1 protein-coding gene is annotated in these 990 nt (G+C 46.6%); it reads right to left on the minus strand.

Going from position 1 to position 990, the window contains the following annotated elements:
• Positions 1 to 72: 72 nt before the first annotated feature.
• Positions 73 to 990: PhoH family protein (locus A3738_RS02625; protein WP_156503897.1), on the minus strand; the 918-nt coding region annotated here is incomplete at its 5' end.

A 990-nucleotide genomic window follows, 5' to 3' on the forward strand; every position in this document is an offset into this window, starting at 1 on the left:
GTTGCGATTGAATAACAAAAAAGCCGGAGATTAAATGCTCCGGCTTTTTTGTTATGGGGTGATGCTAGTTACTTAATCATGAAAATTATTCGCGACGTAATCTGCTAGACGAGATCGTTCAACGCTTGTGAGTGTGATGTGAGCGTAGTGCTCCCAATTTCTCATGCGGTCGATCGCGTAACTAAATCCGCTTGTATTGGCGCTGAGGTAAGGTGTGTCGATCTGCTTGAGGTTGCCGATCGCGACAACTTTAGTTCCTGGGCCTGCGCGTGAGATGAGGCCAAGCATTTGCGCCGCGGTCAGGTTTTGGGCTTCATCAATTAGGAAGAACTTTCCTGAGAAGCTTCTACCTCGCATGAAGCTTGAGCTTTTTATTTTGACGCGATTCTTAAGAAACTCGAGCCCTGATTTTCGCTCAAACTCATTGCCTTCTGGGTTCGCCGCTAAGGTTTCGAGTGCGTCCGTAATTGCACCCATCCAAGGTTCGATTTTGGCTTCTTCTTCGCCTGGTAAAAAGCCTATATCTTCTCCCATCGGAACGGTTGCGCGAGTGACAATGATCTCATCGTAGAATTTATCTTCGTACACAAGTTGTAGCGCTGCAGCGAGGGTTAACAAGGTTTTACCCGTACCTGCATCGCCAGCTATCGTTACAAAATCAATTTCGGGGTCGGTAAGAATAGAAAGCGCGTAGTTTTGCTCCTGGTTACGCGCTTGAATACCCCAGCAATGATAATGTTGCTCGAAATCAGGGAGTATTTCGATCATAGCTTCTTTGCCATTGGTGGCGCGAAGAATGCCGCGAAAGTTTTGTTGGTTATTTGAGTTTGAGTAAATGTGCGTGTTGATCGGCCAATTTCCGACCCAAGGCGCTTTTATGTAATAGATAATGATGGTGCCGACATCTTGAGAGTCCTCGCGTTCGGTTCGGATTTCAACACCTTCAGCTTCCCACATCTCTTCAGTGATTTCTATTTGGCCGGAGAATAG

The sequence above is a fragment of the Oleiphilus sp. HI0066 genome, from assembly GCF_001635725.1.